General features: G+C 63.7%; 50 protein-coding genes and 1 tRNA gene. 31 read left to right on the forward strand and 20 right to left on the reverse strand.

All coding sequences use genetic code 11. The annotated features are described in order from the left end of the window. Positions 1-2: 2 nt before the first annotated feature. The 20 genes from LF41_RS04965 to LF41_RS16670 all read right to left on the reverse strand — a co-directional run bounded on the left by LF41_RS04965 (position 3) and on the right by LF41_RS16670 (position 6,944). Positions 3-76, reverse strand: a tRNA-Arg gene (locus LF41_RS04965). Between the two features lie 8 nt (positions 77-84). Beyond that, positions 85-1,071, reverse strand: coding sequence for a tyrosine-type recombinase/integrase (locus tag LF41_RS17190; protein WP_052116149.1), 987 nt, complete (start codon positions 1,069-1,071; stop codon positions 85-87). Between the two features lie 219 nt (positions 1,072-1,290). Then, positions 1,291-1,425, reverse strand: coding sequence for a hypothetical protein (locus LF41_RS17260; protein ID WP_272913775.1), 135 nt, complete (start codon positions 1,423-1,425; stop codon positions 1,291-1,293). A gap of 144 nt (positions 1,426-1,569) precedes the next feature. Then, the gene (locus LF41_RS16880; protein ID WP_161786917.1) at positions 1,570-1,746 is read right to left on the reverse strand and encodes a hypothetical protein; all 177 of its coding nucleotides are present in this window, start codon (positions 1,744-1,746) and stop codon (positions 1,570-1,572) included. Beyond that, positions 1,746-2,312, reverse strand: coding sequence for a DUF551 domain-containing protein (locus LF41_RS04980; protein WP_161786918.1), 567 nt, complete (start codon positions 2,310-2,312; stop codon positions 1,746-1,748). The genes LF41_RS16880 and LF41_RS04980 overlap by 1 nt, the downstream gene beginning before the upstream one ends. A 26-nt stretch (positions 2,313-2,338) precedes the next feature. Then, positions 2,339-2,620 (reverse strand): hypothetical protein, encoded by a 282-nt coding sequence (locus LF41_RS16885; protein ID WP_036166748.1) that lies wholly within the window; start codon positions 2,618-2,620, stop codon positions 2,339-2,341. A 23-nt stretch (positions 2,621-2,643) separates the two neighbouring features. Continuing rightward, entirely contained in the window at positions 2,644-2,847 is a 204-nt protein-coding gene (locus tag LF41_RS04990; RefSeq protein WP_152599889.1) for a hypothetical protein, read from the reverse strand. Positions 2,848-2,874: 27 nt separating this feature from the next. Then, positions 2,875-3,162, reverse strand: a complete 288-nt coding sequence (locus LF41_RS04995) for a hypothetical protein (RefSeq protein WP_036166752.1) — start codon at positions 3,160-3,162, stop codon at positions 2,875-2,877. After that, the gene (locus LF41_RS16045) at positions 3,163-3,813 is read right to left on the reverse strand and encodes an ERF family protein (protein ID WP_052116150.1); all 651 of its coding nucleotides are present in this window, start codon (positions 3,811-3,813) and stop codon (positions 3,163-3,165) included. Between the two features lie 2 nt (positions 3,814-3,815). Continuing rightward, on the reverse strand, positions 3,816-3,995 hold the full coding sequence (locus LF41_RS05005) for a hypothetical protein (RefSeq protein WP_036166754.1): 180 nt from the start codon (positions 3,993-3,995) through the stop codon (positions 3,816-3,818). A gap of 97 nt (positions 3,996-4,092) precedes the next feature. Next, entirely contained in the window at positions 4,093-4,242 is a 150-nt protein-coding gene (locus LF41_RS16890; protein ID WP_161786919.1) for a hypothetical protein, read from the reverse strand. Further along, complete coding sequence (locus LF41_RS05010; RefSeq protein WP_036166757.1) at positions 4,239-4,490, reverse strand: hypothetical protein; 252 nt, start codon at positions 4,488-4,490, stop codon at positions 4,239-4,241. Before LF41_RS05010 ends, LF41_RS16890 begins: the two co-directional genes overlap by 4 nt. Further along, complete coding sequence (locus LF41_RS05015; protein WP_036166760.1) at positions 4,487-4,693, reverse strand: hypothetical protein; 207 nt, start codon at positions 4,691-4,693, stop codon at positions 4,487-4,489. The genes LF41_RS05010 and LF41_RS05015 overlap by 4 nt, the downstream gene beginning before the upstream one ends. Beyond that, entirely contained in the window at positions 4,690-4,950 is a 261-nt protein-coding gene (locus LF41_RS05020) for a hypothetical protein (protein ID WP_036166763.1), read from the reverse strand. Before LF41_RS05020 ends, LF41_RS05015 begins: the two co-directional genes overlap by 4 nt. Continuing rightward, positions 4,947-5,129 carry a hypothetical protein gene (locus tag LF41_RS05025; protein ID WP_036166766.1) on the reverse strand — a complete coding sequence of 61 codons (183 nt, stop codon included), beginning with the start codon at positions 5,127-5,129 and terminating at the stop codon, positions 4,947-4,949. Before LF41_RS05025 ends, LF41_RS05020 begins: the two co-directional genes overlap by 4 nt. Next, complete coding sequence (locus LF41_RS16895) at positions 5,126-5,296, reverse strand: hypothetical protein (RefSeq protein WP_161786920.1); 171 nt, start codon at positions 5,294-5,296, stop codon at positions 5,126-5,128. The genes LF41_RS05025 and LF41_RS16895 overlap by 4 nt, the downstream gene beginning before the upstream one ends. Then, positions 5,293-5,571 carry a hypothetical protein gene (locus LF41_RS05030; protein ID WP_036166768.1) on the reverse strand — a complete coding sequence of 93 codons (279 nt, stop codon included), beginning with the start codon at positions 5,569-5,571 and terminating at the stop codon, positions 5,293-5,295. Before LF41_RS05030 ends, LF41_RS16895 begins: the two co-directional genes overlap by 4 nt. A gap of 127 nt (positions 5,572-5,698) precedes the next feature. After that, entirely contained in the window at positions 5,699-5,860 is a 162-nt protein-coding gene (locus LF41_RS16900) for a hypothetical protein (protein ID WP_161786921.1), read from the reverse strand. 141 nt (positions 5,861-6,001) lie between these two features. Then, on the reverse strand, positions 6,002-6,373 hold the full coding sequence (locus LF41_RS05035; protein WP_036166770.1) for a PAS domain-containing protein: 372 nt from the start codon (positions 6,371-6,373) through the stop codon (positions 6,002-6,004). Positions 6,374-6,401: 28 nt separating this feature from the next. Next, on the reverse strand, positions 6,402-6,944 hold the full coding sequence (locus LF41_RS16670) for a helix-turn-helix domain-containing protein (RefSeq protein WP_152599890.1): 543 nt from the start codon (positions 6,942-6,944) through the stop codon (positions 6,402-6,404). A gap of 94 nt (positions 6,945-7,038) precedes the next feature. Between LF41_RS16670 and LF41_RS05040 the strand changes: the two genes are divergently transcribed. The 31 genes from LF41_RS05040 (at position 7,039) to LF41_RS05185 (ending at position 20,367) form a co-directional block, all read left to right on the forward strand. After that, entirely contained in the window at positions 7,039-7,311 is a 273-nt protein-coding gene (locus LF41_RS05040; protein ID WP_036166773.1) for a hypothetical protein, read from the forward strand. 105 nt (positions 7,312-7,416) lie between these two features. Then, entirely contained in the window at positions 7,417-7,815 is a 399-nt protein-coding gene (locus tag LF41_RS05045; RefSeq protein WP_036166775.1) for a hypothetical protein, read from the forward strand. A 103-nt stretch (positions 7,816-7,918) separates the two neighbouring features. Further along, the gene (locus tag LF41_RS05050) at positions 7,919-8,137 is read left to right on the forward strand and encodes a hypothetical protein (RefSeq protein ID WP_036166777.1); all 219 of its coding nucleotides are present in this window, start codon (positions 7,919-7,921) and stop codon (positions 8,135-8,137) included. After that, positions 8,134-8,280, forward strand: a complete 147-nt coding sequence (locus LF41_RS16905; RefSeq protein ID WP_161786922.1) for a hypothetical protein — start codon at positions 8,134-8,136, stop codon at positions 8,278-8,280. The genes LF41_RS05050 and LF41_RS16905 overlap by 4 nt, the downstream gene beginning before the upstream one ends. Further along, positions 8,277-8,564 carry a hypothetical protein gene (locus LF41_RS05055; protein WP_036166778.1) on the forward strand — a complete coding sequence of 96 codons (288 nt, stop codon included), beginning with the start codon at positions 8,277-8,279 and terminating at the stop codon, positions 8,562-8,564. Before LF41_RS16905 ends, LF41_RS05055 begins: the two co-directional genes overlap by 4 nt. Beyond that, positions 8,561-8,785 (forward strand): hypothetical protein, encoded by a 225-nt coding sequence (locus LF41_RS16910; RefSeq protein WP_036166781.1) that lies wholly within the window; start codon positions 8,561-8,563, stop codon positions 8,783-8,785. The genes LF41_RS05055 and LF41_RS16910 overlap by 4 nt, the downstream gene beginning before the upstream one ends. 196 nt (positions 8,786-8,981) lie before the next feature. Beyond that, positions 8,982-10,031 carry a DUF1376 domain-containing protein gene (locus tag LF41_RS16050; RefSeq protein WP_052116151.1) on the forward strand — a complete coding sequence of 350 codons (1,050 nt, stop codon included), beginning with the start codon at positions 8,982-8,984 and terminating at the stop codon, positions 10,029-10,031. Further along, entirely contained in the window at positions 10,028-11,362 is a 1,335-nt protein-coding gene (locus tag LF41_RS05080) for a replicative DNA helicase (protein ID WP_036166787.1), read from the forward strand. Before LF41_RS16050 ends, LF41_RS05080 begins: the two co-directional genes overlap by 4 nt. 26 nt (positions 11,363-11,388) lie before the next feature. Then, positions 11,389-11,547 (forward strand): hypothetical protein, encoded by a 159-nt coding sequence (locus tag LF41_RS16915; RefSeq protein WP_161786923.1) that lies wholly within the window; start codon positions 11,389-11,391, stop codon positions 11,545-11,547. Next, the gene (locus LF41_RS05090) at positions 11,525-11,932 is read left to right on the forward strand and encodes a hypothetical protein (protein WP_152599891.1); all 408 of its coding nucleotides are present in this window, start codon (positions 11,525-11,527) and stop codon (positions 11,930-11,932) included. Before LF41_RS16915 ends, LF41_RS05090 begins: the two co-directional genes overlap by 23 nt. Further along, positions 11,929-12,267 carry a DUF968 domain-containing protein gene (locus LF41_RS05095; protein ID WP_036166797.1) on the forward strand — a complete coding sequence of 113 codons (339 nt, stop codon included), beginning with the start codon at positions 11,929-11,931 and terminating at the stop codon, positions 12,265-12,267. Before LF41_RS05090 ends, LF41_RS05095 begins: the two co-directional genes overlap by 4 nt. Further along, the gene (locus tag LF41_RS05100) at positions 12,267-12,560 is read left to right on the forward strand and encodes a hypothetical protein (RefSeq protein ID WP_036166800.1); all 294 of its coding nucleotides are present in this window, start codon (positions 12,267-12,269) and stop codon (positions 12,558-12,560) included. Before LF41_RS05095 ends, LF41_RS05100 begins: the two co-directional genes overlap by 1 nt. Then, a complete protein-coding gene (locus LF41_RS05105; RefSeq protein WP_036166802.1) occupies positions 12,553-12,843 on the forward strand; it encodes a hypothetical protein in 291 nt (96 codons plus the stop codon). Before LF41_RS05100 ends, LF41_RS05105 begins: the two co-directional genes overlap by 8 nt. Next, positions 12,843-13,163: a hypothetical protein gene (locus LF41_RS05110; RefSeq protein WP_152599892.1), complete on the forward strand. Its 321-nt coding sequence runs from the start codon at positions 12,843-12,845 to the stop codon at positions 13,161-13,163. Before LF41_RS05105 ends, LF41_RS05110 begins: the two co-directional genes overlap by 1 nt. 9 nt (positions 13,164-13,172) lie before the next feature. Beyond that, positions 13,173-13,451 carry a hypothetical protein gene (locus LF41_RS05115; protein WP_036166807.1) on the forward strand — a complete coding sequence of 93 codons (279 nt, stop codon included), beginning with the start codon at positions 13,173-13,175 and terminating at the stop codon, positions 13,449-13,451. Between the two features lie 43 nt (positions 13,452-13,494). After that, the gene (locus tag LF41_RS05120) at positions 13,495-13,803 is read left to right on the forward strand and encodes a hypothetical protein (RefSeq protein WP_036166810.1); all 309 of its coding nucleotides are present in this window, start codon (positions 13,495-13,497) and stop codon (positions 13,801-13,803) included. Further along, a complete protein-coding gene (locus tag LF41_RS16920) occupies positions 13,793-13,969 on the forward strand; it encodes a hypothetical protein (RefSeq protein ID WP_161786924.1) in 177 nt (58 codons plus the stop codon). Before LF41_RS05120 ends, LF41_RS16920 begins: the two co-directional genes overlap by 11 nt. Beyond that, positions 13,966-14,709, forward strand: a complete 744-nt coding sequence (locus LF41_RS05125) for a ribonuclease H-like domain-containing protein (protein WP_152599893.1) — start codon at positions 13,966-13,968, stop codon at positions 14,707-14,709. Before LF41_RS16920 ends, LF41_RS05125 begins: the two co-directional genes overlap by 4 nt. Continuing rightward, a complete protein-coding gene (locus LF41_RS05130) occupies positions 14,706-14,900 on the forward strand; it encodes a hypothetical protein (RefSeq protein ID WP_036166815.1) in 195 nt (64 codons plus the stop codon). The genes LF41_RS05125 and LF41_RS05130 overlap by 4 nt, the downstream gene beginning before the upstream one ends. Beyond that, positions 14,897-15,094 carry a hypothetical protein gene (locus LF41_RS05135; protein ID WP_036166818.1) on the forward strand — a complete coding sequence of 66 codons (198 nt, stop codon included), beginning with the start codon at positions 14,897-14,899 and terminating at the stop codon, positions 15,092-15,094. The genes LF41_RS05130 and LF41_RS05135 overlap by 4 nt, the downstream gene beginning before the upstream one ends. Next, complete coding sequence (locus LF41_RS16925; protein ID WP_161786925.1) at positions 15,091-15,240, forward strand: hypothetical protein; 150 nt, start codon at positions 15,091-15,093, stop codon at positions 15,238-15,240. Before LF41_RS05135 ends, LF41_RS16925 begins: the two co-directional genes overlap by 4 nt. A 22-nt stretch (positions 15,241-15,262) precedes the next feature. Then, entirely contained in the window at positions 15,263-15,769 is a 507-nt protein-coding gene (locus tag LF41_RS05140) for an HNH endonuclease (RefSeq protein ID WP_161786926.1), read from the forward strand. Further along, positions 15,759-16,283, forward strand: coding sequence for an SH2 domain-containing protein (locus LF41_RS05145; RefSeq protein ID WP_036166821.1), 525 nt, complete (start codon positions 15,759-15,761; stop codon positions 16,281-16,283). Before LF41_RS05140 ends, LF41_RS05145 begins: the two co-directional genes overlap by 11 nt. Next, entirely contained in the window at positions 16,280-16,519 is a 240-nt protein-coding gene (locus tag LF41_RS05150) for a hypothetical protein (protein WP_152599894.1), read from the forward strand. Before LF41_RS05145 ends, LF41_RS05150 begins: the two co-directional genes overlap by 4 nt. 116 nt (positions 16,520-16,635) lie before the next feature. Continuing rightward, complete coding sequence (locus LF41_RS05155; RefSeq protein ID WP_036166827.1) at positions 16,636-17,115, forward strand: hypothetical protein; 480 nt, start codon at positions 16,636-16,638, stop codon at positions 17,113-17,115. Next, on the forward strand, positions 17,093-17,296 hold the full coding sequence (locus LF41_RS05160) for a hypothetical protein (protein WP_036166829.1): 204 nt from the start codon (positions 17,093-17,095) through the stop codon (positions 17,294-17,296). Before LF41_RS05155 ends, LF41_RS05160 begins: the two co-directional genes overlap by 23 nt. Before the next feature lie 26 nt (positions 17,297-17,322). Then, positions 17,323-17,526 (forward strand): hypothetical protein, encoded by a 204-nt coding sequence (locus LF41_RS16930; protein ID WP_036166831.1) that lies wholly within the window; start codon positions 17,323-17,325, stop codon positions 17,524-17,526. Further along, a complete protein-coding gene (locus LF41_RS05170) occupies positions 17,502-17,972 on the forward strand; it encodes a lysozyme (RefSeq protein WP_036166833.1) in 471 nt (156 codons plus the stop codon). The genes LF41_RS16930 and LF41_RS05170 overlap by 25 nt, the downstream gene beginning before the upstream one ends. A 484-nt stretch (positions 17,973-18,456) precedes the next feature. Next, positions 18,457-18,984 (forward strand): trypsin-like peptidase domain-containing protein, encoded by a 528-nt coding sequence (locus LF41_RS05175; protein ID WP_152599896.1) that lies wholly within the window; start codon positions 18,457-18,459, stop codon positions 18,982-18,984. Beyond that, positions 18,981-19,448: a hypothetical protein gene (locus LF41_RS16055; protein WP_052116153.1), complete on the forward strand. Its 468-nt coding sequence runs from the start codon at positions 18,981-18,983 to the stop codon at positions 19,446-19,448. Before LF41_RS05175 ends, LF41_RS16055 begins: the two co-directional genes overlap by 4 nt. A 154-nt stretch (positions 19,449-19,602) precedes the next feature. After that, positions 19,603-20,367 (forward strand): DNA-methyltransferase, encoded by a 765-nt coding sequence (locus tag LF41_RS05185; protein WP_036166838.1) that lies wholly within the window; start codon positions 19,603-19,605, stop codon positions 20,365-20,367. Positions 20,368-20,434 lie beyond the last annotated feature (67 nt).

The following is a 20,434-nucleotide window of genomic DNA, read 5'->3' on the forward strand; positions in this document are numbered from 1 at the left end:
AACGGCCCCGACACGATTCGAACGTGCGACCTGTCCCTTAGGAGGGGACCGCTCTATCCAACTGAGCTACGGGGCCTCAATAACTTACGTGCGGGCTTGTGCTTTTTTTGAGCTTACACCCGTCAGGTTCAGTTTACCAATAGCCGCCTGTCCTGCGCCGGGTGCGTGGTGTGAATACTTCTCGGTCATCGTGATGGAGCTGTGCCCCGCCAGCTCCTTGATGTCGTGCAGGCTGACTCCCGCCTGCGCCAGGTACGTGCAGAACGAATGCCGGAGCCAATGCGGCGTTCCGCGCTTGACCTTCGTTCCCTTGTCTTCGGTGAACCAGTCGTTGAGCGTGTCCTTGTGACAATCCACCAGCCTGTCCGGCCCTAGCCGTTTCAGAGCGTCCTTTGCCTCTTTGTTGAGGGGCACCCAACGCCACTTGCCCGACTTCGTTCGGCCGGTCGGCAAACTCTCCACGAACAGCTTTCCGTCACGCACGTCCTCGCGCGTGGCCTTCGCCATCTCGGATCTTCGCAGGCCCGTGTTCGCCATGAACTGCCAGATCGCCCCGCGTTCGGCCTTGAACAAGTCATCCAGTTCCTTGCGGGTGAAGTAGGGCGGCGCGCGGCTCGTCACCACCTTCGGCAACTCCACGCGTGCGAACGGGCTATCGGCCACCAGTCTGAGACGCTGTGCGCGCCTGTACGCAGCGCGGGCCATCTTCAGCGACTTGACCACCGTCGCAGCGGCGTTCGCGCTCTGCGCGGCCCAGCGTTCGACGAGGGCGGCGTCCAGCTCCTCGGCAGGGTATCCGCCGAAGGAGGCAATCAGCGGGCGCAATGCCGCGTTGGTGCCCTTGAATGAGTCGGGGCGGGCCTGCTTGGACCAGTCGAGGTAATCCTGGAGGATCACGGCCACGGTGCGCCCCGAACGCGGGAGGATCAGCCCAGCGAGTTCTGCTTCTTTCTCGGCGCGTATGGCCTCAGCCTCGCGTCGGTCAATCTTTCCGAGAGACCGGCGAAGCTGCGTGCCGTCCTTCCGCCAGTTGAGGTAGTAGGCGTCGCCGCGCTTGTAGAGGGTTGCCACGGTCGGGACAGGAGGCAGGCATCCAAGGTGGCGCGATGATAGACCTTGCGGCCACCGGAGTTGGAGGCCGGAAGGCGCATCTTCCTGAATGCCCACTTCGAGCAGCGGCAATAGTCGGCCGCCTCGGGCTCGGTCATCCAGTCTGGCACTGGCAACCGCTCCGCCGCGCTCATCCCGCCCCCTGCGCGTTATCCCGGCAAGACTGGAAGTTTATTTCCATCATGGGGTGGGCTCCGGCTTGTGGTCGCGCACTTCGACGAGGAACCCTTCGATGCGGTCGAGCATCACCCACGCCTGCCGCAGGCCGGTTCGCGCGATCTCCTGCGCCTCCTCGTGCGCAATCTCGGCGCTCACCCACGGCTTCCCTGCGTGCCGCATGTCGTCGCAAAGTTGCTTCACCCTGCGCGCCTTCTCTCGCACTTCGGCGGCCTGATCCAGAATTGATTGGTTAGCCATTCTTCCCTCCCTGCGCGTTATCCCCGCCAGACTGGAAGTTGCTCATAGCGGACCGGCCCCCTCTTTGCCTTTCGTGATTGGCCATTCCCACCAGCTCAGCTCTCGCTCCTTGCGAGGCGTTCTCTCCTTTCGCGTCACGTCGCACTTCGGGCAATAGATCGCGCCAGCCACGTCAGCGTCGGGCTGCCATTCATGCTCGCATTCGCGCAGCTCGGCCATCACGCCTCTCCCTTCGTGCTTGCGGGTGGGGTGGGGAGCGGTTGCCAGTGGGTCGGCTTGCATTCCACGTCGGTTCCGTTCGCACTGCGGACCCACTTGCCGCGCCCGCCTGCATTGTTCGGCAACAGCGGCTCCCACCAAACCACGTCGATCATGACGCAGGGGTCTTCCACGTCATCTTCCGGCACGAAGCCAAGCAGGTAGATTCCGCCAACGCGCGAACCATCGGCCACTGACTTCGGCGCACTCTCAATCGGCAACCACCCCCTCCCCTCAGCCTGCGGTGCGGCGGACAGGGCGGCGGTTAGGGCGGCGCGCATTGCGTCCTTTCCGACATACCCGCCATAACCGGGCTGGTAATCGACGCTGCCGAACATGCCATCCATCGCACGCTCGACCATCGCGTCATCCACCAGCGCCCCCACGGCGGGCGGGGCCTCCTCGCCCTTGGCGGCACCAGCTGCGGGGGCGGCGGCGAGCATGGCGACCGCCGCGTGTGCGCCAGCTTCCTGCAACAGTTCGGCGAGGCGTTCTTCGCTCAGTTCGATCTTGTGCGTGCCGCTCATTCCCATCCTCTCCTTGAGTGCGCCGGCTAGGCGAAGGCCGCGAGGGCTTCGGCTCGGCGTTCGTTTGCGGCGGTCAGTCGGTGCCACTTCGGGCTGTCGTAGTCGTAGCCGCTGTCGTCGGGCAGACGCGCGGGCACGGCATCCCATGCGAAGTGCGCCGCGTCGTACTCCCGATCCGCCGCGAGCAGTTCGGCGATGGCTGTGACCGCTTCGTTCTGCTTCGCGCAAGCCGCGCAATTCGGCAGCGGACAGAGCGCGTCCATTTTCAGGTCGCGCAACACCGCCAGCACGTCAATCTTCTCGATCACGTTCCTCTCCTTGAGTGCGCCAGTTAGCGGAAGTCTTCTTGGTTTTCCGGCATCGTGAAGTGCGTTCCGCAATTGCGGCACTCGTAGTCGATGACAGCGGGCCAGTCTTCGGTCACGGTCTCACCAGCCTCGTTGACGAACTGGCGAATGTGGTCCGGCACGCGCTCGGCGCTGAGATGGTCAATCGCGCCGCACATCGGGCACATCACGGAATACTTCTCGCTCACGTTCCTCTCCTTGAGTGCGGACTGCGGTTAGAACGGCGGGAAGTCGTCGAAATGCTCGTCGCGCGGGGTCTCGCGCAACGGAATCGGCTTGCTCTCCTGGTGCTTTCCGTCCGCCCTCCACTGATCCACCTGCACGTACCACTTGCCCTGCTGCGAAACCTTCACGTCTGCGTTGATCCACTCGCCCGTCTGCGATTGCAGCCACGCGATCAGTTCTTCGCGCTTGATGGACAGCTTCGCCTTGACGTACTCCGGCGCTTTTTCGTGCGGGGCCTTCGCGATCAGGCCTTCGATGAATTTGGTGTCGTTGCTCATTTAGGCTGCCTTCTGTTGGGATTGAGCGGTCGTGTGCGCCTTCTTCAGCGCGGCGCGCGTCTTTGAATCGAGCCTCGTCCACAGCGCCGCCTTGGCGTCCGCGTCGAGGTTTTGCGAGGTGAGGTAGTCGTGGGCGTCGGCGGGGTCTGCCGCTACGCGCGCGGACACTTGCGCGGCGATCTTCAGCAGGTACGCCTGGTCTTCCTCGTTCATGGCTTCCCATGCGCCCGAGGTCGGGCGGCCCGAATTGCGGGTGTCGTTGGCGGCGGGCTTTTCCTTGCCGGTGGTTGCGTCGAGCGCGTCGTGTTCGACGATCTCGAATGCGGTCACCCACAAGTAGCGGCGCTGGTAGGTTTCGACCGCGCCGATGTTCTGCACCTCGTGGCAACCCTTGAGGGCCGCGCTGCCCATCGGCGAAGTGATCTGCACGGACGTGTTGTCTTCGGTGTCCGTGATCGTCAGCGTGGCGATGTCCGCCGTGAACGACACGATGCCGCACAACTTCAGCTCGGCGAAAATCGCCTGCGCGGTCGGCAGGAAGTCGCCCAGCTCGAAATACTTGTAGCCCGCGAACTTGTTTTCGCCGGTCTTCTTCAGATCCCGCTTCGCCAATTCCAGGCGGGCTTGGGTCAGCTTGGTGAGAACGCTCATGTTCAGTCTCGCTCGTAGAAATCGGTGGTAGGCGCGGCGTCTGCGATCTGCTCGGCCTCGTACATGCGCCCATAACTCGGATGCTCCCGGTTCGCGAACCGCGCCAGTTCGTCCATCTGCACAAGGACGGCGGCGTGTTCCGGCTTCGTGCCGTTCGCGACGAGTGCGGTGAAGTAGTTCATTCGCGGAACTCCTTGTCGTTTTCGATGAAGTCCATGCAGAACCCCGCGATCACCCACAGGAGGGCAATCAGGGCGATGGCGTGGTAGGCGAGGAAGGTCATGCGACCTCCATGCCGGTGGCGAACCACATGACGACCGACGCCAACCCGTAGAGCGCGCCGAACGAAAGAACGATGGCGACTACCCACACGAGCGCGGCGAGGACCAGCTCCGCAACCTTGTCCGTCAGTTCGATGAATCCACTCATACGGGCTCTCCGGTCGCCTTGGCGATGGCGCTGTGCAGACGGTCGTGCAGGTCGCCGCCGTCAGGGATGACCGAGACGCGACCGATGCATTCGCGGACGAGCGCGAGCAGTTCCGGCGCGGCCGCAATCAAAAGGGCGTCGCCCACTTGGTACTGGCATTCGCTCGCGAGGCGCGCGACGTCTTCACCGTTTGCGATCACGTCGCCGTAGGCGTCCACTTCCCACGGCCCCGGCGTGTGCTTGCTCATCGCGGCAACTCCTCGATCACGGGCACCAACCCCCGCACGCTGTCCAACTGCGCGCCCACCCGCTCGCACAGCGCGATTTGCTCGCTCACTTGCGCGTGGTACGCCTTGTCGCTGGCGTACAGCAGGTTCATCACGTCGCGGATCAGTGGATCGTCCGCCAGCCCCAGTTCGTTCGCGGCGGCAAGGTAGTTTTCGCGGCTCATGCGTCTGCTCCGGTTTTCAGGTCGTCTTCGAAGTCCTCGCGGGAGTCCGCCAGGATTTCGGCCTTGTCGTTTGCGGCGTGCTGGAAGTAGGCGCGGGCCATCTTCGCGAGCAGGGAATCGGGGAGGCGGTAGCGCGCGAAGTCCGCGAGGCGCGCATCGGGGCCGTCGAACAACCAGCGCTCGTGGAGTTCTGCGTCGTACATCACGCCATCCATCAGCGCGGGGTTGATGTGGTCGTGGCAGCCAAAGCGGGTCATGGCTTGCGCTCCACGTAAGCGTCTGCGAGCGCAAAATAATCTGATCGCAGCCCGTCGATGTACGCCTCCAATTTGTCGGCGGCGTTGGCAAGCGTTTGTTGCTTGACCGCGCAATCGGTGGTGTGCATGGCGATGCGGATCGCCTCAATCCAGAACGCGGGGTTGATTTGCTCTCTCACAGCTCGACTCCGTAATTCGTGTGCCAAACTTCCGGGGGCGTGCAGGCGTGGTTGCGCGCGAGGATGTGTTCGGGGCGTTCGGGGTGGGCCGTCGCGAAGTCGCCAGGCTCAACGCGCGTCAAGGCATAGACCCATGCGAACAGGGATTCGTCGTTGAAGGCCGTCATGGCAGCGTGTCCAATTCGCCGCACGCTTCGTCGTAATCGCGGCGAAGGTCACTGACGGCCTGCACAGCACGATCAGCAAGGCGCGGCGCATAGTTGTCGCCGTCCGTATCGCCGCCAGCCACACGGAAGCATTCGGCCAACTGCTCCTCACGGTCGCTCAGGAGGCGAAGAAGATCGGCAATCGCGCGGGCCTCCCCGTGCGTCAGTTCGATATCGCGCCAGCGCGGCGTCTGGTCGATGCGGACGCGCAGCTCGACGAGCCAGTCGGTGTTCATGCGATCACCTTCCACACGCAGAACCCCATCACAGCGCACACCACAACCCAGCACACAAGGGCAGGGAGGTCGTGGCGGGGTTCGTATGCGCCGAAATCGGAAACTTCGGGAGCGATGTGCGGAGGCATTAGCGGGCCTCCGTCTCGTTGAGCTGGTCCGCGATCCGGCGCGCCATGTCCTCGCCGCCGAAATACACGTCACAAACGGTGTCGTCGCCGCACTTGACGCACCAGCCCGTCTCGCCGGTGTCGATCACGCAGTAGGACTCGCAGGTGTAGGTCGCGTCCATTTCTCCAATCTCCGGTCCGCTTGGGGTGCGGACTTCGATGGGTGTAGTCTACCTATCCGGTAGCGTTTGTCTACTACCGCTCGTCGGGCGGGTAGACACGGCGGGCGACAAAAAGCCCTCTAGTTGTGAGGGCTGAACGGTTCAGGCAATTAGCCGAAGGTGGTGCGTTTTGGCGTCCGGTAATTCGGTCGAGGAGCCGACCCAGTACGCGATGGAACCGTCGTCCGCGTAGAACGGATGCGCGTGCGTCATCAGCGCGCGATACGTGCCATCGGGCAGGCGGAACCTGGCGATGTACTTGTAGGGCAGGCCGCTGCGCAGACACGCCTCCCACGACTTCGCCACGCCGTCCATGTCGTCGGGGTGGCAAATCTCGGCGTAGTCCGCGTTCTGGCCGAACGTCTCGTGCCAGTGGCGGTTGTGGTACGTCGGGATGCCGTCAGGACCGGAGGTCCAGACGGTCAACGGCAGTTCGTCGGCGACGAGCCGGAACGCTGCCTTTTGCGAACTCACTGAGGCGGACTTCTGCCCGCGAACTTCGTCAATCCTTGCCGACATGAGCGCCGCGATCTCTCGCAGGCGCGCCGCTTTCCGGTGTGGCATCTATCCCCCCTTTGACCCTTGCCGCTAGACGTTTGGTGACATCTATCACGTTAGATGCCCCCAGTGGAGTGTCGATCTCCACTAGGACTTCATACGCATAGGCGATGTACATGGGGTCAGATGCCATTTCAGGTTCATCTCTGAGTTCGGCAAGCAACCGGGCCAGCTCCATCGCGTCACGCATCTTGTCTAGGTCAAGTCTCTGGGGATGCGACGCTATCCGCGTTTCCTTGTGATTTCGATGTGAAGTCGTGGATGGTTCACGATCCATCCAGCCATCGGGTTTGCGCGTTTCGCGTTCGAGTTCGCGCGCACTCGTGTCAGAAATATTCTTGGTCCCCGTGATCCATGCGGACACCTGTCGGCGGTCTTTTCCGGTCGCGCGCGCGAGGTCCGCAGCCGTCCGGTACTCGGCGATGAGTCGCTCAAGGTTCCGGCGTCGCGTGAGGGCGGTGGGATTTGTGATGGCGGGGGAAGTCATACCGGGATGGTAGTCCCCCGGAGTAGCCGCTGAGGCTACCGCGCGAGGCGACAGACGGTCGCCCGTTTGTCTACCCGCGTGGTAGCATTCACCCATGGAAACGACCACGCTCCAAGAGTTCAACGCCGATCTGGCCCGTAGGCGGCAACTCGCCGTCGCGCTCGGCCAGGCCCCCGAGTCGAAGTACCTCTACCTCGTCGCCAAGGGGTTCAAGCAAGTCAGCCCCGACATGGCCAAGCGCATCGACGCCGCGACGGCCCAGCTCGGACTGCGCGTCCCGAAAGAAACGCTGCGTCCCGATGTTTGGGAAGTCGATCTCGACAACAACAACGCTGGGCGTCAGAGGCGGGACAACAAGAAAGGTTGAGCGGGGCATGGCGGGCGTTCCGTTTGGGACGCCCCTTTTTTAAGCAAAGGGGTTTGCGAAGGGCAGCGAAAAAACGCGAAGCCCGGCGACTACAGGAGATCCACGGTGAAACAGCTTCCGCTTCAAGGTGTTAGCCCGTTTGCAGAGGCCCCGATCCAAGCACCGGACGCCATCGTGACCGCGTGCAAGACCGAGGCAGAGGCAGTCCGCTGGTGTCTTGAGTTCGCGGCGGATTTCGGAATCGGCCAGTCCACGGTCGCGAAGTTGTGCGGCTGGAAGTCGAGCAGCTTCCTCAGCGAGATCGCCAGCGAGAGCAGCGGCAAGCGATTCCCGCAAACCCGCATTCGCAAATTTTCGCTCGCGACGGGCTGCGAGCTCGTCGAGCAGTTCCACGAGCGCCAGCGCCAGCTCCGCGAAATGACCGGCAAGCAGACCGCGCACGACAAGGCGCGCGAAGCCGTGGCCGCCATCCGCCAGCAGTTCGAGCGGAGGAGCGCGGCATGACCACGCTCGCCATCGTCCTCGGAATCCTCGCCGTCCTCTACATCGTCGTCGGCCTTGTTGCCGCTGCGCTGTTTGGAACGCCCGTGTTTGGAGGCAAGAAGAAATGAACATCGTTGCGTGGATGGATGAGAAGCACGCATGGCGCTCGCCGCGTGCGCCCACAGAGCCGGGCACTTACGCACTGGTTCTCGCTGACGACTACGACGCCCTGCTGGCTCTTGTTCGGGAGTGCATCGGCCGCGTCTCAGTCATCCCCGACGGCGGCGATCTCCACGACCGCCTGCACGTCGCCATTGAGAGGGCAACCGGAGACAACGCATGACCACCACCGCCGAACCCCTGCCGGACCTGTCCGCCTTCGTCCTGCACCCCAAACCCAACCCCATCGAACGTGCCGTGTCGGACGAAGCAGGCCAGCTCGCGATGCTGGATGCGATGGATGAATCCAAGGCGGTGTTCCAGTGAAGGGGCACACGCCGGGGCCGTGGGTGGTCTACGACTGCCGATTCGATGACAAATCGGGGGTTTGGTATCGCTTGAGCAACGTGCAGACGTTGTGTGCAGCCGACGCCCGCCTGATCGCCGCCGCGCCGGACTTGCTGGCCGAACTCAAGTTTGCAAATGGGCAAATGGCGCTGGTCGCCGAGTGCATCGAAGCGGGCCGCTACGACGAAGCTCTGTTGCACGTTCGCTCCATGTCGCGCACGCGGCTCGCCGCCATCGCCAAGGCAACCGGAGAGACGAAATGACACCCGACGACTTCTGGCGTCAATACAACGCCATCACCCGCCGCGCCATGTGCTTCCAAGTCGCTGACGACCTGCGCAATGCGGCGATCCAGGCGGACGACTTCGGCCACGAAGCCCGCGAACGCGCCTTCGCCAAGTGGGCGTTCGCCCACCCCTTCACCCTCGGTGAAGTCGTGGACGCCATCGGAACCATTGGGGATCGGAAGGAGTGGTGGCGGTGAAGAACTTCTTTCTCTGGCGCCTGTTGCGTCGGCGCGCACTCCCGCTATCGGAGCAGACCAAACGTCGCGAGAAGGTCGCGCGATGGCGGCAGGCAGCGTTCGGGCCGATAGACGAACGAACGCGGGCAGAGGACAGACAGCGGTTGGCGGATGCACAGGGCGGGCGGGGCGGGTTGATCTAAGCAGGGGGTGGGGCGTGGGCGACAAGAAGGCAGATACGTGGATGCCGCTGTACGTGGGGGCCTACCTCGGGGCCACCATGCACCTGTCCACGGAGCAGCACGGCGCATATCTGCTGTTGCTAATGGCGTGCTGGAAGGGCAACGGTCGCGTGGCGAATAACGACGAAGGCCTGGCGGCAATCACCCGGCTTCCCAAAGCTCGGTGGCGCGCCCACCGCTCGACCATCCTCCAGTTCTTCCAAGTCGCGGATGAATACATCACCCACGAACGCGTGACGACCGAGCGAGCGCGGGCCGTTGAAATCAGCGAGGCGCGTAGCAAGTCTGGCTCCGGTGGCGCTGCGTCGAAGTGGGGAAAACCCCCGCAGAATCAAAGGGAACGCGACGCGATGTATGCGGAGAAGCGTTCCGAACGCCTGGCAAATGCAAGGCGTCTTGCCACCCACACGCCAGCGGAATGGCAGGCGTTGGTCGAGCTGTGCGGACGCCATTGCCTGCGCTGCGGTGCTGACGCCTACTGCAAAGACCACATCGTGCCGATCTACATGGGCGGCTCCGATGGCATCGAAAACCTGCAGCCGCTGTGCCGTCAGTGCAACTCCGCTAAGGGGCAGGACACCACCGATTTGCGCCCGAACGATTGGCGCGAACAACTGGCAAAACGCCTGGCAAACGCCTGCGGAACGTCTGGACAGTCACAGTCACAGTTACCAGAAGATAAGAACAACCCTTCGGGTTGTTTGTTGCCTCCCGGCAACCCGCCGTGTCCGCACGCTGAAATCGTGGCTCTGTACCACGAGCTTCTCCCCACCAACCCGCAGATCAAGTCGTGGGACGGCACGCGCGCAGACAACCTGCGTGCGAGGTGGCGCGAGGATAAGAAGCGCCAGAGCCTCGACTACTGGCGACGCCTGTTTACGCACGTCGCGGCCTCCGAGTTCCTGACGGGACGGCGCACGGATCGGGACGGCCGCCCGTTCCTGCCTGGCCTCGACTGGCTGGTGAAGCCGCAGAACTTCGCCAAGGTCATCGAAGGCCGCTACCACGACCGGAGCGCCGCATGAGCGTCGCAGCCGAAAACGTCGTGGGCGGCATCCTGCTGGCCGGGCGCGATGCCTACTGGCGCGTTGCGCCGATCCTGAGCGCGGAAGACTTCCCGAGCCGCACGCTGGCCGACCTGTACCGCATCTGCGGCGAGGTGGCGCAGTCGTCGGCCGCGTGGGACTTCTTCATCGTCGCGGACGAGGCCGAGCGTCAGGGCGTGTGCAGCTCCGCCGACGTGATCGCGATTGCCTCGGCCACGGGCAGCGCGGTGGCGATCCGCGACCATGCCGAGCGCGTGAAGTCCGATGCGGTGGGCCGTCGCGTGCGGGCCATCTGCGCGGATGGGGCAAAGACCGGCGACGTGGCGACGGTGCAGGCGCAGCTGACGGCCCTCCTGCTGTCGCAGCCTGCGAGCGCGGTTCCGGCGCGGGACGCACTGAACCGCATGTGGGCGGGCGTCATGGCCCGCTATGAGTCCGGTGACGCACTGAGCGGCATCCAGACGGGCATCCCGCTGGTGGACGAAATGACGGGCGGCCTGCAAGCCGGGCGCGTCTACGGCATCGGTGCGCGCGCCAAGATGGGCAAGACGATCCTGGCGATGAACGTCTGCGCGAACATCGCCTGTCCGCCCGTGGATAACGACGGCCTGCCGATCCGCAAGCCGCGCAACGTCGCTGCGTGGTCGCTGGAAATGAGCGACGAGGAATTGATGCAGCGCATGGCCTCGGCCATGTCGGGGACGCGCTCGGTCCTGCTGCAACGCCCGACGCTGCTGGACGATGAGCCGGAAGCGATGACGCGGCTGAACGTCGCGATCAAGACGTTGCGCGAAGCCCCGCTGCGGATCAGCGACCGCACCGACGTGACCATCGAGCAGATCGAATCCCAAGCCCGCCAGATGCACGCAGGCGGCGAGCTGGACCTGTTGTGCATCGACTACCTCGGTTTGCTGCGGATGCCGAAGATGGACCGGCACGACCTGTCGGTGGCCCATTGCACGCGGCGCATCAAGATCATCGCCAAGGAACTGCGCATCCCGGTCCTGCTGGTCTTCCAGTTGAACCGTGGCAGCGAGAACGGCATGCAGGTGCGCCCGCCGCGCCCGTCCGATGCGCGCGACTCCGGTGCGATTGAGCAGGACTTGGACGCGATGTTCCTCCTGCATCGCCCGAGCTACTACGACAAGAACGCGCCCAAGGGCCTGCGCCTGGACCTTGCGATTCAGCGCAACGGGCCGACCGGGCTCATCCACATGAACGACGAATTGGACTGCTGCCGATTCACGGGCGGCGCATCGCACTGGACGGACGCCATCCAATCGAATGGGGGCCGGGATGACGACCTGTGAAGTGGACCAAATCGAAAACCGACCCCATGCGCGACTTCTACATCGACGGCGAGGACGGCTGGCGCATCTGCAAGACATATCCCGGCCCGGTGTACGTGCTGTCGCGGAGCGGGAAGTTGGTGAAGTGCGGCAGGGACTTGGACGAGTTGAAGCGGAGGGCAGATGAAGATTGCAACGACAACTGAGCTGGCCCGCTGGATGGCCTACGTGCAGGCGCAACCGTTGCCGCTGGACGTGTCGTGCGCGCCGTGGAAGGCCACGCGCAGCAACGAGCAAAACGCGCTCCTGTTCGGCGTTTTGTACCCGCCGATTGCCGAGGCGATGGGGTACGACGTGGACGACATCCACCAATACGCTTGCGGCACGTTCTTCGGCTGGGTGGATCGCAAGGTGCCGAAGACGCCGAACAACCCCGCAGGGCTGGAGTCGGTGCCGTTCCGCAGCACGACGCGCGACGAGAACGGACGCCGCCAGGTGATCGACAAGAAGCGGTTTAGCGAATTCGTGGCGCACGTCGAGCGCATCGCGGCGAAGGCGGGTGTGTTCATTCCGATGGAGAAGGTGGCATGAAAGCCATCCACCGCGACTTCGCTATCCGCGAAATCGGCTGCGTGATCGCTGTTCTGCGGAAGATTGGGTACCTGCCCGCAGAAAAACATCACCTGCTGTCCACCGGCCTGCACGGCAACGGCAAGCGACGCGGCGAGCAATTCACCGTGGGCCTGAACCCCTGGTCGCATCGCGGCGTGGTCCTGCCCGGCTGGACGGAAGACGAGTGCCGCGAACGGTTGGGGCCGAGCTATGCGCGGGAGCCTGCGTTGTTCCGCGCGCAGTACCCGGACGATTTGTTGCTGACCACGCAAGACGCGCTGCTGCGCGATTGGGAAATGGGAGTAATTGGCTAATGAAGAAACCACGCTGGAGCGAAGCAGAAAACGACCTGATGGTCGCGCACTACATCAAGGGCATGGCGGTGATCGCGCCGATGCTGCCGGGACGCTCGCCGGATTCGATCCGCAAGCAGGCGACCGCGCTGGGCGTGGCGCGCGAGAACGAAGCGGACCGCACGCCGGGTTGGCCGATGCCTGCGATGGATTTGCTGCAAAGCCTTGAGTGCGTGCGCCTGAAAAAGTGGGCGCGCGACGTGCAACCGAATGCCCGCTTTGGCGTGGCGATGATTGGGGGTGGGTATGTCTGAGTTGGTTGAGTTCACGGTTGAGGAGGCATTGCGTCTAGCAGATGCGAATGCCGACGCATACACGGGCATTCCGAGCGTTAGCCGAACGCTGGCTGCCGAGGTTCGCCGTCTGCAACAAGACGCACAACATGGCCGAGATATTGCCGATGCATTTCTGCCAGTGATGGAGGCTATGCGCCCACTTGTGTTGAACCTAGAGCGACTTCGCGACGCGGTGTCGCCCCGGTACACCATCACCGAAGCAGGCAAGCAAGCCCTGCGCGAGTCGAAGGGGGAGGGCTGATGGCGAGCGCAAGCCCGACTTCCCGATCCCTGGCGAACATCCGCGAACGTGGCTACACCCCGTGGGTGGTGGAGTACTGGAATTCCTTTAGCCGCAAGCGCGTGGACCTGTACGGGATCTTCGACATTATCGCGGTCGGCAACGGGGAAACCCTTGCCGTGCAGACCACGAGCGGTGCGAACGTCTCGGCCCGCGTGAAGAAAATCGCCGACAGCGAGTACATCGACGCCATCCGCAAGTCGGGCTGGCGGGTGGAGGTGCACGGCTGGCGCAAGAGTTCGCGGAACCGTTGGGTTCTGCGCATCGTCGATGTCTCATAGGGGATCACCATGAACTACGGCCTGTTTCACCAATGGGTGCTGGACCGTGTTGAGGAGTTGGTGTCGATGGGCGTCTCGCGCCGCGAGGCCAACCACCTGATGACTGCGCTGGAGCTGGGGGCGATTGCCGACGAGGCGAGGAATCGCGCCGACAACCAATTCCTGCTGGACTTCAACCGGCGCGGCGCGGAGTCGATGGCGAAGTGTCACAACAAGACGCCAGCGTGGGCGCGCAAGCGCCGCCGCGAAATTCTGGCGAAACAAACCGTAGCAACACCTGTTTCGTAGTTGCGAGGACGATTCAATTCCAGAAACCCGAGAGGATTCTGGAATGGGGAAGCTGACCACATCGTTTGAGGACCACGGCGACCACCTGCGCGTGGTTGCGATCATCTGGCCCCGCCGCAACGGCCTGCCGAATCTGGCGTGCATGAAGCGCGCGATGGCGGTGCTGGAGGAAATCAATCCGGACACGTTCGACCCCATCGAGGGGGTCTCCGAGGACGTGGCACGCGCGGCAATGCGCGACCGTCCTGTCGAGCAGATCACGCTGGCCGAGAACCAGCCGCCCGTTCCGGTGTTCGAGGAAGACGAAATCCCCGGCCCGCGCTGCAACAGTGGGGTGTGTCTTGGGGACTAACTGGAAGCTCAACGCGCACGCCCCGCGCTTCGGCCACTGGGGCCGCATCCCGCTGATCGGCCTGAAGCTGGAATGGATGCGCGCTGCCGATGACGTGGGCGGCTGGGTCTCCCTCCAGGCCGCGCTGCTCGGGTTCTCCGCATCGCTGACGTGGTGGCGCGCATGAGTCGCATCCTGTGTATCGACATCGAAACCCGCCCGATGGAGTCGCGGCACTGGGGCTTGTGGGGGCAGAACATCGCCATCTCGCAAATCCAGAAGCCTGACGGCCTGTTGTGCTTCGCCGCGCAGTTCGTGGGTGAGCGCAAGGTCCACTACGCAAGCCAGTGGGACGACGGCGAGCGGGGCATGGTCCGCGCCGCGCACAAGCTGCTGGACGAAGCGGACGTGGTGATGGGCTGGAACAGCCAGAAGTTCGACGTGCCGTGGCTGCAACGCTGCTTCATCGAACACAAGCTTCATCGTCCGTCGCCATTCAAGCAACTGGACCTGATGCGCGCGGTGAAGAAGTATGCGCGGCTTCCGAGCTACAAGCTGCAATTCGTCGCGGGCTGGCTCAACGTCGGCTCCAAGCTGCGCACGGGCGGCATGGAGTTGTGGGACGACGTGCTGGCCGGTGACGACAAGGCGCGCGAGAAGATGCGCCGCTACAACATTCAGGACACGAAGCTCACGGGTGAGGTGTACGCCGAGCTGAGTTCGCGCGGGTGGGTGTCCGCGCCCGTGAATCACTCCACGCTTGACGGCCACGTCTGCCCGCATTGCGCAAGCGATCGACTGCAAGCCCGTGGCTACGACTTCCGCGCCACGCGGCGCTACAAGCGGTGGTTCTGCCTCGACTGCAAGCGGTGGAGTAGCTCGGTGGCGAGTGAGCCAGGTTCCGCGCAACTGAGGCCAGCAGCATGAAAGATTACATCGGGCGATTCGGCGCAATCCTAGGCTGCATGGTCGGTGTCGTTGGCGGACTGGCTGGGATTGGCTGGCTGATGTACGCCATCAGTGAAGCATTTGGATTCATCGCTGTTATCGCTTTCATCATCATCATTGCAGCAGCTACAACCGCTGCGATGCCGAAAGGTGGGCCGCCGCTGCTATGAAAGAGTTCTTCGACGCCATCAACAACTCGCGCGGCTTCCACCTGTTCGCGGTCGGCCTGCATGCGGTGGGGGTGATCTTCTTCGCGTGGGCCTACAGCAAGGTGCCGTCCAACCTGTTCGTGTTCTTTGCGGGCTGGTGCTGCGTCTACGGCGCATCCAGCCTCGTGTGGCTGCGGAAGGAGAAAGCGAAATGATCGTGTTCCTGCTGACGGTGGGGATCTTGGGCGGCGCGTGGCTGTGGACGACGAAGCATCGGCGCTATGCGCTTCCGTTCGCGCTGACGTTCGTGGGGCCGCCGCTGTTCGGGTATGCGCTGGTCTGGCTGTTTTGGGCTCAGTAAGGGGAAGGATGTGGGCGTAGCCGTGTTGCTGAAGGACGCGACCATCGCGCAGCTTGAGGCGGCCCTTGAGGCTGCGAAGCTGAAGAATCGTCTCGATGAGTGGTCGATTCCCGTGCCCGAATCGGGCTGCTGGCTGTGGACCGGCTGCACATCCGGCGGCTATGGATTGACCAGCCACCGAAACAAGTCCGTTGGCGCGCATCGCGTTTCATGGATGGTCCATCGAGGACCTATTCCTGACGGCGCGGTCGTTTGCCACAAGTGCGACACGCCAGGCTGCATCAATCCCGATCACCTGTTCCTCGGCTCGCATCGCGAAAACATGCTGGACAAGATCCGTAAGGGCCGCCAGCCAAGCAACGCAGGGGAGCGGCACGGGATGTCGAAGCTGTCGGACGCCGACGTTCGCGAGATTCGCCGTCGCGTGTGGGCGGGTGAGCGCCAGCGTGATGTTGCTGCGGCATTTGGCGTCACTCGGGGCCACATCAGCTACATCACCACGAGCAGGGGGTGGCGCGATGTTGCCTGAAGTTGTCGAGACCACTATCCGCGAGAACTGCGTGGACATTCGCGGTGGCGATCTGCGCAGCTACTACGCAGGCTTCACCCGCCGCGCGTTGCCTGATGGCGCGATCTGGCGTCTGTCCCTCGCATCGTCCTGCCTGCCCGTCGAGCATCCCGGCTACATGGCATGGCTCACGACGGTGAGCGGCACGGAGCGGTTCTGCCCGAAGTTGCAACAGTGGGCGATTGGGCTGGGGGCGACGATTGCCCGGATGAAGCCGCGCCTGCGGACCCGTGCGCGGACGTTCGTTGCGAGCTACGACCACACATGGGGGCGGCAGGCGTCGCTGGATGGCCTGAGCGTGGCGCTGTTCGGCGCGGACACGGTGCCTGCGACGTTGGCGCGGTCGGAGGAGTTCGGCTGCGACAGGGACGCCTACGCACGCATTCGCAATTTCGTGGCGGGGGCAATCCTGCTCGCGTCGTGGCAGTACGAGGACGCCCTGTCGTGGGCGCACAAAGTAGCGAGGGATTCATGAAGACTGTGATCGGCTGCGTGATGATTTTGAGTGCCATCGTGCTTGGCCTGTGGGCTGGCGTCTGGTGGGCCTTTATCGGCGGCATCGTGGACGTGATTGAGCAGGTTCGGGCTCCGGAAATGTCCGCCATCGCCATTGCCATTGGCGTCGCCAAGGTGGTTTTCGCAGGGTTCATTGGTTGGTTGGCGTTCGCTGTGTTGGCGATTCCGGGCAAGTTGCTGATCCTGTCGGACTAAGGGCTCGTTACGGGCGCAGCCCTCAGAAAGCCGTTATATGGTGAGTATGAGGGCGAAGTATTTGCCCGCCCGGATGCTCCGGCTGAGGACGCCGGGTTCTCATTAGGGAGTCACGCATGACCACAGCCGCCATTGCTGACGGCGTGGTCGCTGCGGACACCCAGCTCACGGGCGGCAACTACGCGGTACGGGTCGCCAAGATGGTGCGCCTGCCCGATGGTGGCGTGGCCGTGGGCTGCGGGCTCTGGCGCAACGCATGGGCGGGCCTGCAATGGCTGGCTGGCGGCGAGAAGGGCGATCCGCCCGACTTGGACGGCGCGCAGATCGCGGTGGTGCGGCCTGACGGGGCGATCCTCCTGGCCGACGAGAGTTTCCCCCTGTATCCGATCATGGAAAGCAGCTACGCCCTCGGGTGCGGCGCTGACCTTGCCCGCAAGGCGATGGCGGACGGGAAGGACCCGGTGCAGGCGGTGGCCGAGGCCTGCGAGCTGGACGCGGTGAGCAGCGGTCCGATCATGCGGATGAAGGCGCAGGCGATTGAGTTCGACGCCCCGACCTTGCACGAGGTGAAGCGTGGACGACGACCCGCTCGCTGACCTCGACGCGGCCGACGAGGACTTGCTGCGCCTGCGGGCGATGGCGAACCAGATTGCGCTGCATATCGTGTTCGACGGCAAGACGATCATGGTGCGCTGCCAGAACGGTAGCGACGTGGAATGGCTGTGCAGGCGGGTGCTGGAGCAGTACGCAGCTCCGGCGGGCCGCACGGTCAACTAATCAAGCGCCAAGGCGCAACACAAAGGATGCGCCCAGTGCGAAGTGAAGTCGTCGATGCGCTCAAGTCAGCGCCCCCCGCAGGCTATCTCGTGGGAACGGTTGCAGGCTTGTCGTGGAGCGAATGGGCGTCGATTGCGGCGCTGGTCTACACCTGCTGGCTGCTTGGCGAGAAGGTGTGGAAGGTGCTGGGTCCGAAGGTGAAGGCATGGCGAGCCGCGCAGGGAAAGTAGGCGGCGCTACGGCGGCCGTGCTGCTCCTGGCGGCGGGCCTCATTCGCCCGTGGGAAGGCGTGCGCTACACGCCGTATGTCGATCCCGTTGGCGTCCTGACGGTCTGCTACGGTTCGACCAAAAACGTTGACCCGAACCGCAAATATACGAAGGCGGAATGTCAGGCGCGGCTCGACGCGGATATGCGCGAGGCCGATGCCGCAGTCCGCCGCTGCGTGGCGCGTGAGATGCCCGATGGCGTCCGCGCTGCGCTGATCTCGCTGACCTTCAACGTCGGCCCGAAGCCGGTATGCGTGGGCTCGCCGGGGAAGTTCGCGCGAGCGGGCGACTGGCCGAACACGTGCAAGTCGCTGGAGCTTTACAAGTACGCAGGCGGCCGCGTGTATCGCGGGCTGGTGCTGCGTCGGGCCGACGAAAGGCGCGTGTGCGAGCAGGGCTTGCGGTAGGATATGCAACATGCAAAGCGCATTTGAACAAGCATTCTGGAATGTGTATTTCGCCGTCGTGGTGATGGCGCTGCGTTCCAACTGAACGAACCTCGGGGCAGACGAGCCGAAAGGCCGATCCGAATACGAGGTTTGTCGCGTTAGTCGTAGACGGACGCGCGACTCCGTTGGCAAGCCGGGTAACGCCGGATGCGCGAACGGGTTTAACCAAAAGGCTCGCCCTAACCGGCGGGCCTTTTCTTTTGGAGGTCTCGTGATCGCATTCGCCCTCGGCATCGTGATCGGCATTCCGGTAGGCGGCGCACTCACGCTGTACGCGCTGTGGAAGCAGGGAATCCTCACGCGGGACGACTTCAACGCATGACCCCCGATAAGCGCGCAACGCTGCTGAAGGCCCTCGTCTTCATCGGCGCGGGCCTGTTGCTGGTCTTCGGCTACATCTCGCAAGACGTTTGGCTGCACGCGGTAATCGGGAGTTAGGCATATGCGCATCCTTCTGCTCGCCCTTCTGGCTTTTGTGACGGGGTGTAGTGGATGCGCAACAACGCAGGACGTACAGCACTCGGCGGCCCTCCGCCTGGAGTTCGCTGACGGCCTGTGCAGCGGCACAGCGGTCGCGGCGGACGAGATCGTCAGCGCGGCCCACTGTTTCGGCGGCGTGCTTGAGAGCATCAACGGCGAGCCCGTGACGGGTTACCGCCTCGTGAGCCGGAAGGATGACGTGGTGCGCATCCACGTCGATGGCCCGCGCTTCAAGGTGTGGGCGCGCAAGTTCGGCAAGGCGGTGCAGGGTGATCGCGTGTCGTGGCATGGCAACCCGCTGGGTGCGCCCGACATGCTGCGCGAAGGCTACGTCTCTGGAATCGTTGACGGCCTGTACGTCATCGCGGCGGCAACGTGCGTGGGCGACAGCGGGCCGGGCATCTTCAACGAGCGCGGCGAATTGGTGGCGGTGGTGAGCAAGATCCCCACGCCCAAGTGCAGCCCGTTCGTGCTGGCGGTGCCGGTGTGACTTGGCTCGCTGCATTCCGCCTGATCGGCATTCGCGGCCTGCTGGCGATTGCCTTTGCCCTCTCCACGCTGACCTTCTACGCCATGTGGAAGCACCAAGTGGAACGCAACTGGCAGATCTTGAGCCAGTACACCAAGGCGCAGGCCGACGCACAGATTGCGGCTCGCCAGGCCGAGGCCCGCAAGGCCCAAGAACTGGCGGCCATCGCGGACAAGTACGAGCAGGACAAGAGGGCAGCCGATGAAGCGCAACGCAAGCTGGTTGCTGATCTGCGGGCTGGCTCTGTGCGGTTGCAAGAGCGTTGGGCCGGTTGTGTGTCCGACGTTGCCGCCACCGCCGCCGAGCGTGATGCAGCCGCCCGAGACCGAGAAGAAAGTGCGGCGCGAATTGTTCGTGCAGCCCGAGACGCCGACGACCAAATCCGCGCCCTCCAAGAGATTGTGAGGAAGGACCGGCAGCCATGATTCACCACAAGACCACGATGCGCTGGGATTGGAAGGCGTCGGAGTGGAAGCATGTCGGCTGGCGCATGGGGCACGTAGTCGCGTCACCGTTGCCGGGCAAGTTCCATCCGTCATTGATCGGCAGTCATTGGAAGGCGCCGTTTCTGGCGCGCGGATGATTGACCTATATCAAGGCGATTGCCTAGAGGTTATGGGGCGGTTGCCGAGCAACAGCGTTGACTTGATTTTGTGCGATCTGCCGTATGGCACCACCTCGTGCAAGTGGGATTCGGTCATTCCGTTCGACGCCCTGTGGTCGCAGTACCGCAGGATCGCCAAGCGCAATGCCGCTATTGTGCTGACGGCAAACCAGCCTTTCACCACGGCGCTGATCGCCAGCAACTTGTGCGAGTTCCGCTATACGTGGGTGTGGGACAAGGTGAATCGCCCCACAGGATTCCTGAACGCAAAGCTGAGGCCGCTACGCGCGTTTGAGGATGTTTGCGTGTTCTACAGGGCGCAGCCCACGTACAACCCGCAGAAGTGGCGGGGCGAGCCGTACAAGACGACTCACGGCAGTTCGGGCGAGGCATACCACAGGACAGAGACAAGGACGCAGGTGTGTGCGGACGGGATGCGCTACCCGCAAGACCTGATCCGCATCAAGGCCGACAACCGAGGGGTTGAGGGCCGCGTCCACCCGACGCAGAAGCCCGTCGCGCTGATGGAATACCTCGTCAAGACATACAGCAACGAAGGCGACACCGTTCTGGACAATTGCATGGGCTCCGGCACTACCGGCGTCGCTTGTGCAAATACAGGGCGCAGGTTCATCGGCATAGAGCGCGACGCCGACTATTTCACCATCGCGTCGAAGCGCGTTGGGGTTGCGGGGGCTAAGCCCCGCGTGTGGGTACCGCTTGCGGTGTCAGGCGACTGACCGGCCCACCGTAGACGCGCCGTGTTGGTGGCAAGAGCGACGGGCGTGCCGCAAGCAATTATTCGCA

This window comes from Lysobacter dokdonensis DS-58 (assembly GCF_000770795.1).
Classification (GTDB): Bacteria; Pseudomonadota; Gammaproteobacteria; order Xanthomonadales; family Xanthomonadaceae; genus Noviluteimonas; species Noviluteimonas dokdonensis.

What these genes read in the sequence shown, in the direction of transcription:
- LF41_RS16880 (WP_161786917.1), bottom strand. Translation starts at nt 1,746, where the DNA reads ATGGCCGAGCTGCGCGAATGCGAGCATGAATGGCAGCCCGACGCTGAC.
- LF41_RS04980 (WP_161786918.1), bottom strand. Translation starts at nt 2,312, where the DNA reads ATGAGCGGCACGCACAAGATCGAACTGAGCGAAGAACGCCTCGCCGAA.
- LF41_RS04995 (WP_036166752.1), bottom strand. Translation starts at nt 3,162, where the DNA reads ATGAGCAACGACACCAAATTCATCGAAGGCCTGATCGCGAAGGCCCCG.
- LF41_RS16045 (WP_052116150.1), bottom strand. Translation starts at nt 3,813, where the DNA reads ATGAGCGTTCTCACCAAGCTGACCCAAGCCCGCCTGGAATTGGCGAAG.
- LF41_RS05005 (WP_036166754.1), bottom strand. Translation starts at nt 3,995, where the DNA reads ATGAACTACTTCACCGCACTCGTCGCGAACGGCACGAAGCCGGAACAC.
- LF41_RS16890 (WP_161786919.1), bottom strand. Translation starts at nt 4,242, where the DNA reads ATGAGTGGATTCATCGAACTGACGGACAAGGTTGCGGAGCTGGTCCTC.
- LF41_RS05010 (WP_036166757.1), bottom strand. Translation starts at nt 4,490, where the DNA reads ATGAGCAAGCACACGCCGGGGCCGTGGGAAGTGGACGCCTACGGCGAC.
- LF41_RS05015 (WP_036166760.1), bottom strand. Translation starts at nt 4,693, where the DNA reads ATGAGCCGCGAAAACTACCTTGCCGCCGCGAACGAACTGGGGCTGGCG.
- LF41_RS05020 (WP_036166763.1), bottom strand. Translation starts at nt 4,950, where the DNA reads ATGACCCGCTTTGGCTGCCACGACCACATCAACCCCGCGCTGATGGAT.
- LF41_RS16895 (WP_161786920.1), bottom strand. Translation starts at nt 5,296, where the DNA reads ATGACGGCCTTCAACGACGAATCCCTGTTCGCATGGGTCTATGCCTTG.
- LF41_RS05030 (WP_036166768.1), bottom strand. Translation starts at nt 5,571, where the DNA reads ATGAACACCGACTGGCTCGTCGAGCTGCGCGTCCGCATCGACCAGACG.
- LF41_RS16900 (WP_161786921.1), bottom strand. Translation starts at nt 5,860, where the DNA reads ATGGACGCGACCTACACCTGCGAGTCCTACTGCGTGATCGACACCGGC.
- LF41_RS16670 (WP_152599890.1), bottom strand. Translation starts at nt 6,944, where the DNA reads ATGACTTCCCCCGCCATCACAAATCCCACCGCCCTCACGCGACGCCGG.
- LF41_RS05040 (WP_036166773.1), top strand. Translation starts at nt 7,039, where the DNA reads ATGGAAACGACCACGCTCCAAGAGTTCAACGCCGATCTGGCCCGTAGG.
- LF41_RS05050 (WP_036166777.1), top strand. Translation starts at nt 7,919, where the DNA reads ATGAACATCGTTGCGTGGATGGATGAGAAGCACGCATGGCGCTCGCCG.
- LF41_RS16905 (WP_161786922.1), top strand. Translation starts at nt 8,134, where the DNA reads ATGACCACCACCGCCGAACCCCTGCCGGACCTGTCCGCCTTCGTCCTG.
- LF41_RS16910 (WP_036166781.1), top strand. Translation starts at nt 8,561, where the DNA reads ATGACACCCGACGACTTCTGGCGTCAATACAACGCCATCACCCGCCGC.
- LF41_RS05080 (WP_036166787.1), top strand. Translation starts at nt 10,028, where the DNA reads ATGAGCGTCGCAGCCGAAAACGTCGTGGGCGGCATCCTGCTGGCCGGG.
- LF41_RS16915 (WP_161786923.1), top strand. Translation starts at nt 11,389, where the DNA reads ATGCGCGACTTCTACATCGACGGCGAGGACGGCTGGCGCATCTGCAAG.
- LF41_RS05090 (WP_152599891.1), top strand. Translation starts at nt 11,525, where the DNA reads ATGAAGATTGCAACGACAACTGAGCTGGCCCGCTGGATGGCCTACGTG.
- LF41_RS05095 (WP_036166797.1), top strand. Translation starts at nt 11,929, where the DNA reads ATGAAAGCCATCCACCGCGACTTCGCTATCCGCGAAATCGGCTGCGTG.
- LF41_RS05100 (WP_036166800.1), top strand. Translation starts at nt 12,267, where the DNA reads ATGAAGAAACCACGCTGGAGCGAAGCAGAAAACGACCTGATGGTCGCG.
- LF41_RS05105 (WP_036166802.1), top strand. Translation starts at nt 12,553, where the DNA reads ATGTCTGAGTTGGTTGAGTTCACGGTTGAGGAGGCATTGCGTCTAGCA.
- LF41_RS05110 (WP_152599892.1), top strand. Translation starts at nt 12,843, where the DNA reads ATGGCGAGCGCAAGCCCGACTTCCCGATCCCTGGCGAACATCCGCGAA.
- LF41_RS05115 (WP_036166807.1), top strand. Translation starts at nt 13,173, where the DNA reads ATGAACTACGGCCTGTTTCACCAATGGGTGCTGGACCGTGTTGAGGAG.
- LF41_RS05120 (WP_036166810.1), top strand. Translation starts at nt 13,495, where the DNA reads ATGGGGAAGCTGACCACATCGTTTGAGGACCACGGCGACCACCTGCGC.
- LF41_RS05125 (WP_152599893.1), top strand. Translation starts at nt 13,966, where the DNA reads ATGAGTCGCATCCTGTGTATCGACATCGAAACCCGCCCGATGGAGTCG.
- LF41_RS05130 (WP_036166815.1), top strand. Translation starts at nt 14,706, where the DNA reads ATGAAAGATTACATCGGGCGATTCGGCGCAATCCTAGGCTGCATGGTC.
- LF41_RS05135 (WP_036166818.1), top strand. Translation starts at nt 14,897, where the DNA reads ATGAAAGAGTTCTTCGACGCCATCAACAACTCGCGCGGCTTCCACCTG.
- LF41_RS16925 (WP_161786925.1), top strand. Translation starts at nt 15,091, where the DNA reads ATGATCGTGTTCCTGCTGACGGTGGGGATCTTGGGCGGCGCGTGGCTG.
- LF41_RS05145 (WP_036166821.1), top strand. Translation starts at nt 15,759, where the DNA reads ATGTTGCCTGAAGTTGTCGAGACCACTATCCGCGAGAACTGCGTGGAC.
- LF41_RS05150 (WP_152599894.1), top strand. Translation starts at nt 16,280, where the DNA reads ATGAAGACTGTGATCGGCTGCGTGATGATTTTGAGTGCCATCGTGCTT.
- LF41_RS05155 (WP_036166827.1), top strand. Translation starts at nt 16,636, where the DNA reads ATGACCACAGCCGCCATTGCTGACGGCGTGGTCGCTGCGGACACCCAG.
- LF41_RS16930 (WP_036166831.1), top strand. Translation starts at nt 17,323, where the DNA reads ATGCGCCCAGTGCGAAGTGAAGTCGTCGATGCGCTCAAGTCAGCGCCC.
- LF41_RS05170 (WP_036166833.1), top strand. Translation starts at nt 17,502, where the DNA reads ATGGCGAGCCGCGCAGGGAAAGTAGGCGGCGCTACGGCGGCCGTGCTG.
- LF41_RS05175 (WP_152599896.1), top strand. Translation starts at nt 18,457, where the DNA reads ATGCGCATCCTTCTGCTCGCCCTTCTGGCTTTTGTGACGGGGTGTAGT.
- LF41_RS05185 (WP_036166838.1), top strand. Translation starts at nt 19,603, where the DNA reads ATGATTGACCTATATCAAGGCGATTGCCTAGAGGTTATGGGGCGGTTG.